At 55.8% G+C, this 17,112-nt stretch carries 15 protein-coding genes; 7 read left to right on the top strand and 8 right to left on the bottom strand.

Features of this window, described 5'->3' with window-relative positions; all coding sequences use genetic code 11:
• The first annotated feature begins 169 nt into the window (after positions 1 to 169).
• Positions 170 to 1,255, top strand: a complete 1,086-nt coding sequence (locus tag IV493_RS15275; protein WP_195857381.1) for a LacI family DNA-binding transcriptional regulator — start codon at positions 170 to 172, stop codon at positions 1,253 to 1,255.
• A 5-nt stretch (positions 1,256 to 1,260) separates the two neighbouring features.
• On the opposite strand, the gene IV493_RS15270 is transcribed toward IV493_RS15275, so the two are convergent.
• Positions 1,261 to 2,709, bottom strand: coding sequence for a PLP-dependent aminotransferase family protein (locus IV493_RS15270; RefSeq protein ID WP_195858191.1), 1,449 nt, complete (start codon positions 2,707 to 2,709; stop codon positions 1,261 to 1,263).
• Positions 2,710 to 2,809: 100 nt separating this feature from the next.
• Between IV493_RS15270 and IV493_RS15265 the strand changes: the two genes are divergently transcribed.
• Positions 2,810 to 3,523, top strand: coding sequence for a GNAT family N-acetyltransferase (locus tag IV493_RS15265; RefSeq protein ID WP_013356665.1), 714 nt, complete (start codon positions 2,810 to 2,812; stop codon positions 3,521 to 3,523).
• A 13-nt stretch (positions 3,524 to 3,536) separates the two neighbouring features.
• On the opposite strand, the gene IV493_RS15260 is transcribed toward IV493_RS15265, so the two are convergent.
• From IV493_RS15260 to IV493_RS15250, 3 genes are all read right to left on the bottom strand, one after another.
• The gene (locus tag IV493_RS15260; protein ID WP_147789362.1) at positions 3,537 to 4,253 is read right to left on the bottom strand and encodes a hypothetical protein; all 717 of its coding nucleotides are present in this window, start codon (positions 4,251 to 4,253) and stop codon (positions 3,537 to 3,539) included.
• A 215-nt stretch (positions 4,254 to 4,468) separates the two neighbouring features.
• Complete coding sequence (gene opgB, locus IV493_RS15255; RefSeq protein ID WP_013356668.1) at positions 4,469 to 6,760, bottom strand: phosphatidylglycerol--membrane-oligosaccharide glycerophosphotransferase; 2,292 nt, start codon at positions 6,758 to 6,760, stop codon at positions 4,469 to 4,471.
• Between the two features lie 210 nt (positions 6,761 to 6,970).
• A complete protein-coding gene (locus IV493_RS15250) occupies positions 6,971 to 7,360 on the bottom strand; it encodes a tautomerase family protein (protein ID WP_013356669.1) in 390 nt (129 codons plus the stop codon).
• 102 nt (positions 7,361 to 7,462) lie between these two features.
• On the opposite strand from IV493_RS15250, the gene IV493_RS15245 reads away from it, so the two are divergent.
• Positions 7,463 to 8,380, top strand: a complete 918-nt coding sequence (locus tag IV493_RS15245) for a LysR family transcriptional regulator (RefSeq protein WP_013356670.1) — start codon at positions 7,463 to 7,465, stop codon at positions 8,378 to 8,380.
• Here IV493_RS15245 and IV493_RS15240 read toward each other — a convergent pair.
• On the bottom strand, positions 8,357 to 9,370 hold the full coding sequence (locus IV493_RS15240) for a glycosyltransferase family 32 protein (protein ID WP_013356671.1): 1,014 nt from the start codon (positions 9,368 to 9,370) through the stop codon (positions 8,357 to 8,359). The two genes, IV493_RS15245 and IV493_RS15240, sit on opposite strands and share 24 nt — an antisense overlap.
• A 504-nt stretch (positions 9,371 to 9,874) precedes the next feature.
• Here IV493_RS15240 and IV493_RS15235 point away from each other — a divergent pair.
• Positions 9,875 to 10,840, top strand: coding sequence for a WD40 repeat domain-containing protein (locus tag IV493_RS15235; protein ID WP_195857380.1), 966 nt, complete (start codon positions 9,875 to 9,877; stop codon positions 10,838 to 10,840).
• Here IV493_RS15235 and IV493_RS15230 read toward each other — a convergent pair.
• Positions 10,822 to 11,376 (bottom strand): histidine phosphatase family protein, encoded by a 555-nt coding sequence (locus IV493_RS15230; RefSeq protein WP_033781772.1) that lies wholly within the window; start codon positions 11,374 to 11,376, stop codon positions 10,822 to 10,824. The two genes, IV493_RS15235 and IV493_RS15230, sit on opposite strands and share 19 nt — an antisense overlap.
• A gap of 580 nt (positions 11,377 to 11,956) precedes the next feature.
• On the opposite strand from IV493_RS15230, the gene IV493_RS15225 reads away from it, so the two are divergent.
• The 3 genes from IV493_RS15225 to IV493_RS15215 all read left to right on the top strand — a co-directional run bounded on the left by IV493_RS15225 (position 11,957) and on the right by IV493_RS15215 (position 15,453).
• Entirely contained in the window at positions 11,957 to 13,345 is a 1,389-nt protein-coding gene (locus tag IV493_RS15225) for an MFS transporter (protein WP_013356675.1), read from the top strand.
• Positions 13,346 to 13,432: 87 nt separating this feature from the next.
• Entirely contained in the window at positions 13,433 to 14,455 is a 1,023-nt protein-coding gene (locus tag IV493_RS15220) for a LacI family DNA-binding transcriptional regulator (protein WP_041457176.1), read from the top strand.
• 11 nt (positions 14,456 to 14,466) lie between these two features.
• Complete coding sequence (locus IV493_RS15215) at positions 14,467 to 15,453, top strand: nucleoside hydrolase (protein WP_061061540.1); 987 nt, start codon at positions 14,467 to 14,469, stop codon at positions 15,451 to 15,453.
• A gap of 149 nt (positions 15,454 to 15,602) precedes the next feature.
• Here the strand turns inward: IV493_RS15215 and IV493_RS15210 are convergent, their stop codons facing one another.
• Both IV493_RS15210 and fhuF read right to left on the bottom strand, forming a co-directional pair.
• Positions 15,603 to 16,067, bottom strand: a complete 465-nt coding sequence (locus tag IV493_RS15210; RefSeq protein WP_013356678.1) for a YbaK/EbsC family protein — start codon at positions 16,065 to 16,067, stop codon at positions 15,603 to 15,605.
• A gap of 94 nt (positions 16,068 to 16,161) precedes the next feature.
• Complete coding sequence (gene fhuF, locus IV493_RS15205; RefSeq protein ID WP_041456616.1) at positions 16,162 to 16,956, bottom strand: siderophore-iron reductase FhuF; 795 nt, start codon at positions 16,954 to 16,956, stop codon at positions 16,162 to 16,164.
• Between the last annotated feature and the right edge of the window lie 156 nt (positions 16,957 to 17,112).

Raw genomic sequence — 17,112 nt, 5'->3', positions numbered from 1 at the left:
AACATCAGAGACTGTTGAGCCAGCAATTATAATTGAGACCGGTCTCAACGCAGGTGGCACCTTAAGACGTGGGCATTGTGAGACCGGTCTCAAGGGGTTACAATGAGTTTAAGCACAGCCTTTTTTCGGCGTCAATATTCCTGTCATCAACCTGTGATTCAAAATAATTATGACGAGTCAGAAACGACAATCGAAAGCGCCTACCGTGGCGGATGTGGCACGTGCAGCAAACGTCTCTAAAGCTCAGGCGGCGCGTGCGCTGGGAGGCTATGGGGCCGTCAGTGATGAGGTGCAGGAGCGGGTCACCAGCGCGGCCTCTGCGCTGGGCTACCGTCCGAATGCCCTGGCCCGCAGCATGAATACCGGGCGTTCTAATACCATCGGTGTGATTGTCGGCGATATCGAAAATCCTCACTTTGGCCTTGCGCTGCGCGGGATGGCCGATGTGGCACGCACGGCGGGTTACCATCTGCTGCTCAGTAACAGCGATGAGAAACTGCAGGCTGAGCAGGATGCAGTGCGGGTGATGCTGGAAAAGCAGGTCGACGGCATTATCGTTGCGCCATGCTGTTCGGAGCACCAGCACAACAGCCATCTGACGCAGGTACTGGAAGAGGGCAGAGCGCTGAAATTATTTGATCGCGCAGTGACTGACCTTGATGTGGAAGCAATCTGCTGCGAATTTACTGACGTCGCTGAACAGGCGACTACCCAGTTGCTGGAGGCAGGTCATCGTCATATCGCCTATGTCACCAGCATGGCGCTGGCAACCGACTACAGCACGCCAGGCGATTTTGGCCTGACGCCAGTCGCCCAGCGCGTTGGTGGCATGATACAGGCCTTTGCTGCCGCGGGCGTGGCATTTGATCCGACGCTGGTGAAAGTGAACGCGCTGGATGAAGCGGAGATTGCCCGTATTGTGGCTGAGCTGTGGCAGCGTCCGCAGCCGCCTACGGCGCTGGTGGCCTCAGACAGCGTGGTCGCGATGTGGCTGCTGCGGGAAGTCACGCAGCGCGGACTGCGCATCCCTGCCGATCTCTCCTTTGTGATGTATGACAATTTTCCGTGGAGTGAGATTGTCACGCCGCCGCTGACGGTGGTAGCGCAACCGGTGTATGAGATGGGCCGGGAAGCCGCACGACGCCTGATTTCGGAGATACGCGGCGAAGCCGTCGGGCCGATGCCGCGCTTTGATGCCCGCCTGATGATTCGTCAGTCGATTGCTGCGCCGGCCAGCCTGGTCAGCGCGGAATGATTAGGTCATCCGGGCCAGCCGAGCAGGCGACTTAGCTGGCGCATAGCTGCGGTAATTTGCGTGTCGCTGCAATTACCATAGCCAATAACCAGCCCCTGCTGCACCGGTTCGCGCAGACAGAAGGTCGAGAGAGCCGTGGGCGCGTAGCCCGCCTGGAGCAGTGTGCGGGTAATAGTGACGTCATCCCGATGAGGATCGAGTGGCAGCACCAGATGCATACCGCTGTTGCCACCCAGCAACGGAATCGCCTGACCTGCAGCGCGCTGCAGTTCGGTTCGCAGCCATGCCTGTCGCTGACGATAGAGACGACGCATTTTGCCCAGATGTCGGCGATAATCACCACTGAGAATAAAACGCGCCAGCGCCTGTTGTTCCAGCCGGTTTCCGCCGCGCAGGATCTGATGCAGTGCCGGTCGCAGACGCCTGACCAGCGGCGCGGGCAGCACCATAAAACCGATGCGCAGCGCGGGGAATAGCGTCTTGCTGAATGAGCCGAGATAGATAACCGGAGCATTATCGGTCATGCCCTGCATCGCCATTACAGGTTCGCCGTGGTAATGGAAGTCGCCATCATAATCATCTTCAATAATCCAGGCCTGGTGCTGCTGCGCAGCCTCAATCAGCGCCAGACGCCGGGCCGCGCTCATGACGACGCCGGTGGGATACTGATGGGTAGGCGTGGTATAAATCAGACGGGGTGGAGCCTGTTTCCAGTGTTCCGGCTCGGGGGCCATTCCCTGGTCATCGGTGCGGATCGGGACAACGTTAAGTTCTCCGGCCTGCAGAGCCGATTTGGCATTACGATAACCCGGTTCTTCAATCCAGCCATAATCGCCCGGATTACTCAGCAGGGCGACGCACAGCGTTAACGCCTGCTGCACACCTTCAGTAATCACAATCTGTCCGGGGTCACACCGTACACCGCGCGTGATAGGCAACTGTTGCGCCAGTACGGCACGCAGTTCTGCTTCACCAAAGGGATCGCCATAGCCGAGCAGCGACGGTGGCGGGTGACTCATTACCTGACTCAGCGCCCGGCGCCAGGCCGCCATCGGAAAATGGTTCAGGGCAGGTATGCCGGGTCGCAGCGGCAATGAGCCGGTGTCGATCCACTGGCTTTGGTGAAAAGCCTCAATCCGTTTTGCCAGCGGCCAGCTGGCTAGCGTGTCGTCATCCGCCTGCCCGGCAGGCAAAGCCAGTGAGCTGACGCGGCTGCCCTGTCGATCGCTCATCAGATAGCCCTCAGCCTGCAGCTGGGTCCAGACGTTAAGCACGGTATTCCGCGACACCTGCAGCTCAACTGCCAGTTGCCGCGTAGACGGTAACATCGCGCCAGCGGCAAGCTGCCCTTGCAAAATGCCCTGTTTTATCCGCTGATAAAGTTGCTGCTGTAGTGTGGTCCCGGCGGCGGGTATCAATGGTGCCAGCAGCAAAGGGGAGATCTCTGGCTTCATAGTCGGGTCCCGTGGATCTATCATTTTTCCTGATTGTGGTACTTTTTAACCCACCATGATAGTGGCAATCTGTGGATATCATCTGCAGCCGGGAGGCGATATGTCACAACACCTGAATCAATTCGGTCAGCCGGTCGGCCAGCCTTTACCAGACTGGCAACCCCGTCCTTTGCCCCAGCATCAGGTTTTCACCGGCGAGTCATGTCGGCTGGAGCCGTTCAGTGCAGCACGGCATGGTGATGCACTGTATGAGGCTTGGTCACTGGCTGAAGATGGGCGTGACTGGACTTACCTGCCTGTTGGGCCCTTTACCGGGCACAATGCGTGGCAGGACCATGCAGCACAACTTGAAGCCAGCCGCGATCCGCTACATTTCGCCGTCATCGATCTGGCTACGGAGCAGGCGGTGGGCAGCCTTTCATTAATGCGCATCCAGCCTGAACATGGCGTAGTGGAAGTCGGGCATGTCACGTTTTCGCCCCGGCTGAAGCAGACCCGCATGGCGACGGAAGCGCATTTTCTGCTGATGCGTTACGCTTTTGAAACGCTGGGCTATCGCCGCTATGAATGGAAATGTGATAGCTGTAATGGGCCTTCCCGTAAGGCCGCGGCCCGTCTCGGTTTCCGTTATGAGGGGGATTTCCGCCAGGCAATCGTTTACAAAGGCCGTTCTCGTGACACCAGCTGGTTCTCGATTATCGATAGCGAATGGCCGCAGGTGAAAAAGGGCTTTCAGCGATGGCTGGCGGAGGATAACTTTACCGCCGACGGTCAGCAGCGAGAGAAGCTGGAAGCACTACGCGACAGACCCTGATTGGGTAGTGGGCTCACAGTAGAATATCTTTCAGGACCGCTGCCAGCAGGGTGGTGGTCATGAGGATAGATAACCGTTTGATCCAGCGCATATCAGTGCTCAGTGTCACAACGTCATTTCTCAGGCTGTCGACAGCGCCCGTTAATCGGAAATTCATTTCACTGAGCATCGCTTCCATCTTATCCACTTTGATTTCCAGGTGATTAAAACGGATGGCCAGCTTGTCGGTTTTTCTTTCAACATGGCAAAGCCGTTCGTCGATCTGATTAACTTTTATGGTGAGATGCCCAAGCCGCTCGTCGATCTGATTAACTTTTATGGTGAGGTGCCCGAGCCGCTCGTCGATCTGATTAACCTTTGTAGTGAGATGCCCGAGCCGCTCGTCAATCTGATCTACTTTCGTCGTAAGCTTGCCGAGTCGATTGTCCATCTGGTCAACTTTCATCGTAAGCTTGCCGAGCCGATCGTCCATCTGGTCGACTTTGGTCGTAAGTTTGCCGAGTCGATCGTCTGTCTGTTCGGCTTTTGTCTGAAGCTGGCCGATCCGGACGTCAATATGTTTGGCTTTGGTCTGAATCTGACCGAGCTGCTTCCCGACCTGTGCGCCTGGCTGCCTCTGCTGCATATCGGTAAACACCTCCACCATCGCCTCCGCTTGCTGATCGTCGATCCCCGCCTGTTGCAGCGCTTTAAAGGCTTTGTGGGTACTCATCATTGTGATGAGTCTCACGACACCTCCCTGTGTACTTCGGCGATAACCGCATTATGACAGGCAAAAAGCGTATCACCACTCAGTCGGTTATATTTTCGCGCCTTGCCGAAAAATATCAATTAGTACAACAGGTAACGTGCAGAGGAGTGCGGGTTGGCTCGCAACAGGAAGTCGATGACAGGATGAGGCGCCTCTGCGGTAATCCGCAGAGGCGGGAGAAGAAAAAACGGGTCTTAAGGCTGTGGTACGATTTTAATTTCAACCATGCCGATGCCCAGTTTGCGCGGATCCTGACCTGTGATATTGCCGGTGTTACTCAGCTGCGGCTCAGGGGGGGCAATGACCAGTTGATGGCTGGCGCCTGGGTTGTCGAAATGCAGGGTATGCGTCGATACCTCTTCGCCCAGCGACAGCAGTTGCTGCTGATCGCCCACCCGAACCGGGATCGCGCGATGTGCGTTGGGGCCATACGCGCGTGCGGTAATGACCAGATCAAACTTAGCCGGGAGTGCATCGACATAATCGATATGCACTTCTGGCGCGAGATTGGCGTTTGACCAGCGCCCCCAGCTCTCTGGCCGTGAGATGCCGCTGAAGCTTTTAATCGTTTCCGGCGCGCCGGGCACATCAAGCCGGAAGCTGTCGGCGCTATAGCGAATGTTATTATCTTCAATGCGGATCTGCGCCAGGTTCTGCTGGTAACGTGCCTCGCTGACAGCGCCGTCCGGGAACTGCACTTTGCCTTTCCACTGCGGTTTGTCGACATGTGTCACGGTTGGCGTGCCGCCGAGCTGCCCCATCGCCACACAGAGATCGCCGGAAAGAGCCAGCGAAGGCTGCCAGAGTCGCGCCATTTTAAAACAGCGATCCACCCAGAGGAATTTATCGGCTGAAGCGAAATCGGCCAGCTGATAGCGCAGCGGGGCCGAATATTCCCCTTCCGGCATCGGCTCAACATGCTTATCGCTGATGCGGAACAGAATCGGCAGTTTAAAGGTGGTGCCTGAGAAGCTGAAGGTATTCTTCGCCTGATCCACCGTGAAGCTGTCTATCTTCTTCGGGAAGTTCCAGAGCTGGATGATGTCGGGTTTCCAGCTCGCCACCTTACTCTTCATGTCGTCGAACTGGGTGGAGAGCGAAAGAGAAGAAAGGCTGCTGCGGCCCAGGCCAATCGCGTTATCGCCGCCGAGAATATCCAGCAGCGTCGCGCCATTATCCAGCGTGCTGCGCTTCGCCTCCATCAGCTCCGCCTGCGGTTTATCACCCCGGATCACCATGAACAGATTGCGACGTGGCTGTTTGACCAGCCACGGATGCGCCGTGTTGTTCATGGCCAGATGATCGGAGCTCACCACAATCACGGTGTTTTTAAACCACGGCGACGCTTTGATGCGTGTGATCAGCCGCGCCACATGTTCCTGCGAGCAGGCGACCGCGCTGAAGGACTGATTCGGTTTGCCATCAATGCTATAGCTCCTGCGATCGCAGCTGCGTGAGATAAACCCGTCCGGGTGATGCGTATCAACGGTCAGCGTAAACAGTGCGAAAGGTTTACCGGCCTGCGAGAGTTCCTGATACTTCTCAAAGACTTCATCCAGCACCGTATCGTCGTAATAACCCCAGTTATTGCGATAAGCAGGATCGGCAACGCGGCTTTTCAGCTCCTGCGAACCATAAAGATTTTTGGGGTCGAAACCGTGCGATTTCAGGAAGACATCTTTACCGGCAAAACGCAGATCGGCACCCTGAATAAACCAGTTCTGGTAGCCGGAGTTTTTCAGGATGTCGCCCAGACAGACGTTTTGCGGATAGAAGCTGGAGAGCGATGCCGACGCATTACCATCAAACGGCGCAAACAGCGGAATGCCGCACTGTGAGGCGACCATGCCTGCAATGGTGTAGTCGGTGCCGGGTAACTGTTCGGTTTCGCTGAAGTCGATACTCTGCTCTTTCTGCCGGCTCAGCTCAGGCGCCAGGCCAGGAAAGGCGATGGGGTCGAAATAGGTGCGCTCTAAGCTTTCACCATAGATGTAAACCACGTTAAGGCGCGGCTGTTCAATGCGATTACGCGGCACTTTATAGAAGTTGTCGAAGTCAGAGTCCGCCATCTGGGTATGCGACACGATGAGCGTCGCGACCTGGCGAAAGGCCGGGGTGGTCTGCACCGAACCGAGCGCGCAGGCGGCAGCCAGCAGTGACCAACCCATGTGATGGGGACGCTTACGCCGACGCAGAATCCACGACAGCAGGCAGAACAGCAGGAACAGCACAATAATCAGCCCAATCGCGGGCACCACATATTTACTGACACCCGCGCCGGTCAGGCTGTTAGTCAGCGTATAGAGCACCGCATCGTTGATGCCGTCACCGGTAAAATAGTTGCTGGCATAAAGGGTGGCGTTCAGGACAACGAAAAGCACCAGCATGATAAGAACAAGAATAAACCAGAATTTGTTACGCCCGGCTTTACAGGAATAGATTGCAATAGCGGCCAGAAACAGCACGACGGAGACCAATTCGGACAACGGTAAATCCTCTCTCTACAGGGTTGCACGAGGCTTCACGCAACCGGCCACCTTCGGGGGATAGTTTTTCGACAATCTATATTGGCTGTCATCCGGCTGCAACATATCCGGCCCGATTTGTGCGGTGGAGAGCAGATTGGTTCAGAAGTGAGGTTTTCAGGCGTGACGGTGGCTGGCGCACCGTCAGCAGAGCAGAAGTCAGGACGTTTTTCAGAGTTTGCCGGTGAGGTATTGCGCTTCTCCGTCGGCAAAACTCCAGTCACCTTTGTCATTGGTGATAAAGCTGATCATTAAATCGTTGCCCTGCACGCCACAGTGCTCACGCAGCTCACGCGCCAGCTCCGCCATAAAATGTTGCTTCTGTTCACGACTGCGTGGGCTGGTATAAACCCGCACCATCACCAGATTATCGCTGCGGCTAAATCCCAGGCCGGTATCCTGAAACACCATCTGATAGCGCTTGTTTTCCTGAACAATCTGATAACGATCCCGTTCAGGCACCTTAAAGGCTGTCAGCACGGCACGGTGCGCCGCATCCAGCAGTGTACGCAGCTCTGATTCTGAACGACCCTGAATAACATCGAATTGCAGCAGTGGCATGGTGAATTCCTCATCGTGATTAATGAGCCTATGGTGACCCCTTTATCCGGCGGGAAAAAGCGCGTAGCCTGAAATGATTATTCACTATAATGAACAATCGCAATGAAAGAGATGAAAACGGATACGCTGTGGGATCATCTTCACTGGCTGACCGTACTGGCTGAGCAGGGCAGCTTTACCCGCGCGGCGGAGCGGCTGGACGTCAGCAAAGCTGCGATGAGTCAGAAAATCAAAGAGCTGGAGCAGATAGCCGGTGTACTGCTGGTACAGCGTACCACGCGCAGCGTACGACTGACATCAGCGGGTGAGAAGCTGGTGGAGGAGTTGCGCGAGCCTTTTGCCCGCATCGAACAGAGTTTTTTCAGCGTGCGTGATACCGCCGGGCCAGTGCGTGGTCTGGTGCGTATTACCGCGCCGGTAGCGTTTGCCCGGCAGCAGCTGGTGCCGATTATTGGTGAGTTTCTGCGTGACTATCCGCAGCTGCGTCTGCAGCTGGATGTGACCGACCGCATTGTGTCGCTGAGCAGTGAGGGGTTTGATCTGGCCATCCGGCACAGTGACACGCTGCCGGAAACCCATGTGGCGCTGCCGCTGTGTGATACGCAGACAGTGTTGGTGGCCTCACCTGCCTATCTTAACCAACAGGGTATACCGAACACGCCGCAGGATCTGATGCAGCATAACTGCCTTTACTATCCGCGTGGTGTTGAATCACCGCGCTGGCGGTTTGTAACCGCAGCGGATGGTGAAGAGGTGCAGGTGCGGATTCAGGGCTGCTTTGCCACTAACAACAGTGAGTCGATACGTGATGCCGCTCTGCAGGGACTGGGAATCGCGATGCTGCCCGACTTCAGCGCCCGTGAAGCGCTGGCCGCAGGCTCTTTGCAGCAGGTGTTACCTGAGTGGCAGCCGGTGGAGGCCTTTGCCGCCCGCCTGTGGATCGTTCGACCCTGGGCGGCGCAGGTACCCCGCGCGGTCACCACTTTTACGCAGTGGCTACGCGCGCGCTTTGACCGTTGATGGCAATGCCAGCGCAGATGATGGGGTGTGCATCATTTCGCCAATCAGGCTGCTGCGGTTATACAAACCCAGTCGCAGATTGAAGTCGAGATGCAGTCGCTCGTTGCCGGTTAATTTGATAATCGGTGGTGGTGTCTCTGGCCGCTGCTGAAACATCACAGACTGCGCAAACGCGCTGCTGCTGTCGGCATGCAGGCGCTGATAGTACCAGGCGCTGGCTTCACCTTTACGCAGATAAAGATTAGCCCGCCGGTATTCGCGCATCGCGACCTGCTGCGCCAGCGACAGAAGCTGGCGTGACGGATTATCTACATTTTGCACAATCAGCGGAAAATCATCACGCTTCTTAAGCTCATGGAAATAGTTGCGGATACCGACGTTTTTAACCGGTGCCAGCTGTTTCAGCCATTCGCGAATAAAGGCATTCTGCGGCGGCGCGGCAATAAACCAGCTCTCGGTGACCGGCGCAAGCAAGTTTAGCGTTGATTGCTCGCGATAGTAGCCGATGAGATCCATTGGCCGCGCATGGTGAACGCGATGCACCCAGGCAAGATTTTCAAACAGCAGGGTGCTGCAGTCGATGCCAATACCGCCATAGCGGTGAATCAGCTCAAGCCGGATTATTTCACTTTTATGTGCCAGCGTTAGATCGGAAGAGATAAAGCTGAGTTCGGGCAGCCACTGCGACAGAGTGCGCTGCGTGACCAGATAAACCTGGTGGTCGGGGTTGTCCCGCCGGATTTTACTGATATTCAGCGCCATTGACGTCGGCAGCTGATCGTTATGCCAGACCATCCAGACAATCTTTGGAATCTCGGGCAGATCTTTCTGCTGAGCAATCAATACGACATTATCTTCCTGTCCCGGATCATATTCCGGTGCCTGACAGAGGCTCTGCTGTTTCTTATTCCATAACATCTGGCTACTGAACGATATTCTTTTCCAGTTACGCCAGAGTTTATGCGCTGGACGTTGGCGATGTGAAGTCATGGTACACCTGTTATTTTTATTTTCCCGCTATAGTGCAGGCTCTGCCCGTTGTGCCTGAGGCGTGAACGGGCGGCATTGCATACTGAGTGCAATCCCGATGAGTGCGGGAATTAATGAATAGTTTTCCCTGGTGGCGACGCAGTGCGGGAGCGCGCGATAGTTTCCTCACGGCTTTTTAATTGCACTGCACCTTTTTAATAAAACATTATTTACACATTAGCTATGTCTTTTTTTGACTTTAGGATAATACGGAAATAATCCGGTCACCTTAATGGAATAATAATATCGCCACTGTTAATCAGTTATTTAAATGTGGCGGAACGCATAACTAAGGAATGTCTGAATATTATGCTAAGCCTTTGGCTTCTCTCAGGGCCCGGACCTCAGAAACAGTGAATATTGCGCTTAACGTGTGGCGTAAGCCCGGCTCAACAATTTGCGGAATCGGACAGCCTGAAGAGGATTGTCTACGCTTAAGAAGAACTTACTGAGAAAGGAGCGCGCATGCAGAGTGAATCCTATGGTTTACTGGCGGTTGATAAGCAGGGCAATCGCGTCCTGTTTCTTAACCCGGAAACCTTCGCGGTCGAGCGCGAGCTGAACGCTTTTCCACCGCGGCCGCATGAACTCCTGATGCTGGCACCCTGGGGTAAAGCGTATGTGCCTATCTATGGTGACGGTGTTCATGGCAATAACCCGCATCCGGGTCACAAAGTGGCGATCATTGATTTGCAGCGTCGTGAGATCAGCTGCTTTATCGATCTGTCGCCGTTGCGAGCACCACACAGTGGGCAACTGGGCCGCGATGGCAAAGTCTATCTCTGCTGTGAGCAGAGCGCCGCCGTAGCCGTAATCGATCCGCAGACCGACAAAGTGGAAAAGATCATCCCGATTCCTTCTCACAACGCGCATCGCCTGACGCTGTCACCCAGCGGCCGCAAACTGTTCACCGATAACGAAGAGGATGCGACCATCACCGTCGTGGATCTCTGTGAAGCAGAGGGACGGGTGATTGATACGATTCTGCTGCCTGGCCCGATTGCGGGTATCGCCGCCTCACCAAAACACCCTTATCTGGTCGCCAGCGCAGCAGATGCGCCGTTGCTCTATGTGATCGACCGACAGAGCCACCGTATTCGCCAGCGCATTACGCTGCCGGGTCATCAGCAGCCCTGCCAGGTGGTTCGCTTCAGCGCCGATGGCGAACAGCTGGTGGCGATTGGCGATCAAGAACCGCTGGTAACGCTGTTTGACGACCTGCTGAATCCGCTGGGCGATATCAGCGTGGGAAACATGCCGATGGATGGCTGCTTCACGCCAGACAGGCAACAGCTGCTGATTGCGAATCAGGATGACGGCACGCTGAGTGTGATCGATCTGGCGCAGCGTAAAGTGATTGCCACACCGCGTGTCGGAACGGGCTGTGAGGTGCTGGGCTATTTTCCGATGGGTCAGATAAACGGACGATGATAGATCGCAGAACTCCAGTGGCGGCTGCTGGCATGTTTCTCTGCCTGCCAGCCGCGTTTACGTAATTCTCGCGCAATCATCTTGTTCATGATGCCGTGGCCCAGCAGCAGCACCGTGCCACGCCGTGAGTGCTCGATCAGCTTCTCTGCCGCCGCCGAGGCCCGGCTGCGCGCATGTTGCAGCGACTCCGCTTCACCCGCATAACCGCAGAACCACAACAGCCGCAGTAAGGCCAGCCAGCAGATTGTCGGCAGTTGAAAATCCCCCGTTCGCAGCAGCGGTACGGCGACTTCGCTGTAGAGCGCATCAATCTCATGAGGCTGCAGGCCAAGCTGGCTCAGAGAAGATTGCGCGCGGGGCAGGGGACTGCAGACAATAATTGCGGCCTGACGAGCAATCTTAATACTGCGCGGTGGCGGTCCGTCACTGACTCCGGACTGATCGTAAGCTTCGCACCAGTCTGCCAGTGCCTGCACGCTCTGGCGACCCGCTGCCTGGTGGTCAGGTTTACCGTGTCGCATCAGAATAATGGTCATAACACCTCTGTCAGGCTTTTTTTCAGGGTAACGCATTGTCTGCGCTTGCCGCGATTTTTCAGAATAAAGATGAAGTGTCATCTGCAGGTAATCCGGGTGTGCGACAACAGAACCCGATGAAAGGATTTTAGCCCCGCTTATAACGCTTAATGATTAGAGAAAATGCTAACTTACCGCGCAGAGTGATTTTTTATTGTGCGATATAGTGGAGTTAACTGGCTGAATTTGCGCTGAAAATGTGTGATGACGCAATGTGATAGTGAAGTTTTACTAACAATTTGCGCCGGGATCTCTTGATTTATCTACGCGCGTAGATACACTAGGTCCCCAGTGATTGCTCACGGTGCGATGCACAGTAGGCTCCATTGATTGTTAAGTTACATTCGCTCAGTTTAAGCGACCGGTGAAAAATACATCGGCGAAACGGGGCGAAGAACAAGATTCCAACACCAGGGAATCCTTTAACCTTTCATCATGGTTAGTCAACTGAACGTCGCCACCGGGGGAATTCCGCTTTCATCAGGGAATCGACCCATGGACGGGCGTTTATCAATCTGCATACTCATTCAGGGATAGGGTTATGACGGCACACAATTCCGTTAAGCAGCAGGCATCACTGTCTTCCACCTCAGCCGCCGACGAGCGGTTTAACACTTCTTCAGGCCGCAAAGATTTCTGGCGCGCCACTTTCTCATGCTGGCTCGGAACGGCAATGGAGTACGCGGATTTCGCGCTCTACGGTCTGGCTGCCGGTATCATCTTTGGCGACGTATTCTTTCCGGAATCGACTCCCGCAATGGCACTGCTCTCCAGCTTTGCTACCTGGTCAGTCGGCTTTGTTGCCCGGCCTATCGGCGCACTCTTTTTCGGCTGGCTCGGCGACCGCAAAGGCCGAAAGGTCGTGATGATCTCCACCATCATTCTGATGGGCGCTTCCACCACCTTTATCGGCTTAATACCGAGCTATGCCGCGATTGGTGTCTGGGCTCCGGCCTGTCTGGTGCTGCTGCGCTTTACCCAGGGTTTCGGCGCGGGCGCAGAGTTATCGGGCGGCACGGTGATGCTGGGTGAATATGCGCCCGTTAAGCGTCGTGGCCTGGTTTCATCCGTTATTGCTCTGGGGTCTAACAGCGGTACGTTACTGGCCTCGCTGGTCTGGCTGCTGGTAGTGCAGATGGATCAGCAGAGCCTGCTGGAGTGGGGCTGGCGTATTCCCTTCCTCAGCAGTGCGCTGATTGCCCTTGTTGCGCTGTGGATTCGACGTCACCTGCGTGAAACGCCAGTGTTTGAGCGCAGGAAAGCGGAAATGGAAGCGGAACGTGCAGGCGTACTGGCCGCGCCAGTCGTGGACTCGCGTCCTTTCTTCCAGCGTACCCGCGCTTTCTGGACCATGATAGGTTTGCGCATCGGCGAAAATGGCCCTTCTTATCTGGCTCAGGGCTTCATGGTGGGTTATGTCGCGAAGGTGCTGATGGTGGATAAGTCCGTACCGACGACGGCGGTGTTCCTTGCCTCACTGCTGGGCTTCCTGATTATTCCGTTTGCGGGCTGGCTCTCTGATCGTTTTGGTCGCCGGATCGTTTATCGCGTCTTCTGCCTGTTACTGATGATCTATGCCTGGCCCGCCTTTACGCTGCTGGACACGCGTGAACCGATGCTGGTGATCCCGGTTATCGTGGTCGGTATGGCGCTGGCGTCACTGGGTATTTATGGGGTGCAGGCGGCATGGGGCGTGGAAATGTTCGGCGTTCAACATCGCTACACCAAAATGGCAGTGGCCAAAGAGCTTGGCTCGATTTTATCCGGCGGCACAGCGCCGCTTATTGCCGCTGCTATGCTCTCTTATACCGGTCACTGGTGGCCGATTGCGGTCTACTTCTCGGCAATGGCCGCCATTGGATTCTTTACCACTTTTGTCGCTCCTGAGACGCGAGGGCGGAATCTCAATCTGCCTGAAGATGCCATCTAGATTTACCTGAAGGTGCCGTCTGCCAGGAGAGAGCGATAAACAGCAGGCCGTGTAAAGCGGCCTGTTTTTTTTATGGAGGAACGTGATGTGCCTAAGTCGTTAACGGGAAAAGTGACCCGCAGTGAAGTTGCGAAAGCGGCAGGCACCTCAGTGGCAGTCGTCAGTTATGTCATCAATAACGGGCCTCGTCCGGTCGCTGAGGCGACCCGTCAGCGGGTACTGGAGGCGATTAAAGCCACCGGTTACCGGCCCAATGCAGCAGCACGCGCGCTGGCCTCCGGCAACACCAAAACGTTTGGGCTGGTGGTGCCCAACATCGGCAATCCCTTCGTGGCGTCAATGGCGCACGTGTTGTTGCAGGAGTCGATGAACCACGGTCACGTCATGCTGCTGGGTGATGCAGGTGATGACCGCAAACGCGAACTGGAGTTAATTCAGGGGCTGCTCAATCGGCAGGTCGATGGTTTGTTTTACAATAGCGTCGATCGCCATCCTTACATCGACCTGATTAAAGCCAGCGGAACGCCACTGGTGATGCTGGAGCGGGTTGAGCCTCAGCCGGGCGTGAACATGCTGCGGGTCAATGAGCGTCAGGCCGCGTGGCAGGTGACGGCACATCTGTTGAGTCACGGTTATCAGCAGGTAGGGATCATCAGCGGCCCGGTCGATATGCTCAACGCACAGGATCGTATTCAGGGCTGGCGCGATGCCATGCACGATCGTGGCCTGCCGATTGATGAGTCGCTGATGTTCCCCGCCAGCTACACCCCACAGGGCGGCTATGAGGCGGCACAAACCATGATCGCCCGCGGCTGTGTGCCTCGTGCGTTGTTTACCAGCAATGAAGGTCAGGCGATTGGCGCGCTTCGCGCCTTTTCCGAACATCACCTTCGCGTGCCGCAGGATGTGGCACTGGTCTGCTTTAACGGGACCAATCACTCGTCGTTTCATGTTCCGACATTAACGACCGTGCGCCAGCCACTGCGTGAGATGGCACGCTCTGCGATTCAGATGCTGAAAGAGGGACAGAGCGAAGCGCAATTAAAGGAGTTTCCACACTATCTTGAAATTGGTGAATCCTGCGGCTGTCAGCCGCAAAGTCAGAGTTAATTTATAAAAATATGAAAAGAATCATTATTGATTGCGATCCCGGCAATGGTATCGCGGGTGCCAACACCGATGATGGGCTGGCGATTGCGCTGGCCTTAGCTTCACCAGCCCTGTCGCTGGAATTGATCACTACCGTAGCGGGTAACACGCCATGTGACGTGGGTGCACGCGTTGCCAAAGATCTGATCGTCCGGCTGGGATTATCTATCCCGGTCGTCCAGGGCGCGACGCAGGCGTTACAGGAAGATCCTGCGCCATGGCGCGAGACGCTGGATCATCGGGTCAATCAGCTTGCGCTGGAAAAGCTCTGGCAGGATGTGCGTCAGCCAGCCGATATTGCGGCGGATGCGTTTGATGCGGCTGACGCTATCGGCAAACTGATTTGCGACAATCCGGGCGAGATTACACTGGTAGCAATTGGTCCGCTGACGAATGTGGCGCTGGCGATGCAGCGCTATCCCGCCATGGCAGAATCGGTGGCGGAAATTGTGATCATGGGCGGCGTCTTCTCGCTGGATGATTACATCAAAGACACCAATTTTGGTCTGGATCCCGAGGCGGCGCATCAGGTGTTGCACAGCGGTGCTGCGGTAACACTGGTGCCGATGGATGTCACCACGCAGACGCTGCTGACCCAGCAGGATCTGACACGTCTCACCGCGGCCGATCATCCGCTGACCGAATTTGTACGCGACACGCTGCGCCCGTGGATCGACTATTCAATGGAAACCCGTCAGCTGGCAGGATGCTGGATCCACGATGCGCTGGTGGTCGCCTGGTTGCTGAATCAGCGAGTCGCCTCGGGTATCGATTACCGGGTTGATATCGAACTACGTCCCGGTGCGACGCGTGGCAAAAGCTGGCGTTATCGTCAGCCGCTTCGGCTCACTGTCGGTGTGCCTGATCACTGCGGTGCATCGGTGCATGTGCTGCATAGCGTCGATAACACGCTGCTGTTGTCGATCATCGAACAGGCATTTAAGCGCCTGACATCCTGAAGTCATGGGCGATTAACTGCGCCCGCTTACTGCGCGTGATTAACTGCCATGATGGGGCGGTGATTATCATCGGCTGATAAAATCTGTCAGGTTGTCAGCAGCATTCGGGCGCAGGCAGAAATGCAGGGTTTGTGAGCCGATGCAAAGCGTTAAATCGCTTCGCATACGTCGATCCAGCGGGCGTTAGTCAGTTCAGCCATCTGCTGTGGCGAGATGCGGACGGCGCTGTGGATAGCGCCAGCGGCGGGCAGGACTTCTTCAAAGCTGCGCAGTGAAACATCACAGTAGACGGTCAGCGGATTCTCCAGACCGAACGGACAGACGCCGCCCACCGGGTGGCCGGTCCAGTTAATCACCTCGTCGACGCTCAGCATCCGCGCTTTCGCGCCCAGAGCCGCTTTCAGCTTGCGATTATCCAGCCGGGCATCGCCGCGTGTCACAATCAGCACCACGTCGTTTTTCACTTTCAGTGACAGGGTCTTGGCAATCTCTCCTGGCGTCACGCCATGGGCACGTGCAGCCATCCCGACCGTTGCAGTGCTTTCTGCCAGCTCAATAATTTCAATTTCAGGGGCGTGTTCGGCAAAGAACTGGCGCACGGACTCCAGACTCATCTTTCTCTCCAGGCTGATCGAAGGCGTAAAAATTGCCACAAGCCTCAGTGCCTGTAAACGAGATAAACGGAGAATTCGCTGTAATTAAGTCTGTTTAGCTGCCGCTCAGGGTGCAGTTGCCGCATTGTTCGACATCAGGGATGCGATAACGCTGGCAGCAGCTGCGACGGACCAGTTCGCCGTTGCGCGGGATCATGGTGCGATAAAGTGGGTTTTCGCTGCCATCCAGCAGCCGCTGGTTGAAGAACAGCGCCTGCTCCAGTTGCAGGATCAGCGCCTCATCGATCTGGCTTTTCAGCTCACCCAGGAACCACTGGAATGAGTAGCCCATGTTGTTCCAGATGAGTCGGGCGTTGATATCACCATGCTGCGTAATACCCTTGACCACCGGGATCAGATGCTGCTGAATCAGCCGGTCGATGCGCTGCAGGGAATTAAGATAGCGCGCTTCTTCATCTTCCTGCACATCGATCCAGAACGTGGCCGGATGGCCATTCTCATGAAATCCGACGCGAATATGCTCAGGCGAGCAGTCCAGCGCACGTGACTCCTGCAATAACGCCATGATGAGCGGAGGCAGCAGAAGGCCAAAATACCATTGTGCCCAGAGTGACAGCACCGGTTTCGCTTCACGAACGGCATCAGGATGATCGCGATAAAGATAATCGCTATAGCGCTGGATGAGCGGGGCAAAGGCCTCTGATTCCGACCAGGCGGCAAGCGTCAGCGTATCGCGCGGAGCAGACTGGCTGAACTTCGTCGATTCAAGCAGATAGCTGCGCTGTTGCTGCAGCCGCTCATGCAGACTTTCCGCCAGCGGGCGGTCATTCTGCCGGAAGATCATCGACTGAGCGCTAAAACGCTGTTCCTGAGCTGAAGCAGTTGCCATGACGACTCGCAGAAAGTGTAGATAAGAAAGCAAATGATAATCGTTATTGATTAACTCTACAAGTCGTGTAAAAAATCGTCGCTGCTGGCGGGAAATCGGCGGGGGTTGAGAGCGGTCATCAGGCCGGACAGAGCAGCACATCGCTCGCCACTGTTC

This window comes from Pantoea sp. SM3640 (genome assembly GCF_015654165.1).
Lineage (GTDB): Bacteria > Pseudomonadota > Gammaproteobacteria > Enterobacterales > Enterobacteriaceae > Pantoea > Pantoea vagans.
This window is presented reverse-complemented; position numbering and strand designations above follow the sequence as displayed.